Source organism: Myxococcaceae bacterium JPH2 (genome assembly GCA_016458225.1).
GTDB lineage: Bacteria > Myxococcota > Myxococcia > Myxococcales > Myxococcaceae > Citreicoccus.
In genome coordinates this window covers 1-228 of sequence record JAEMGR010000144.1, presented here as the reverse complement: position 1 = coordinate 228, position 228 = coordinate 1, and the positions used below count along the sequence as shown (strand labels likewise).

Here is a 228-nt window from a genome sequence, read left to right as displayed (position 1 = left end):
TTTCGCACAAGGGGCCGATAAAGGCGTGATAGGTCGGGTGATACGCGCCGCCGGGCGTGATCAGCGCGATATCCTCGGCCCCCGCCAGCGCCTGCATCACCCCCAGGCTGTTGGTCACCACCGTCAGCGGCCCCCGCCCGGGCAAGAGCGGCGCGAACGCGGCAAGGGTGGTCGAATCGTCCAGCATCAGCGCGTCGCCGGCGGTGATCTCGGCCAGGGCGGCGCGGG

The 228-nt window shown here is 71.1% G+C and carries 1 protein-coding gene; it reads right to left on the bottom strand.

The genetic code is table 11. The features are described from left to right. A partial coding sequence (locus JGU66_36500; protein MBJ6766278.1) for a hypothetical protein occupies positions 1 to 228 on the bottom strand: 228 nt, incomplete at both ends.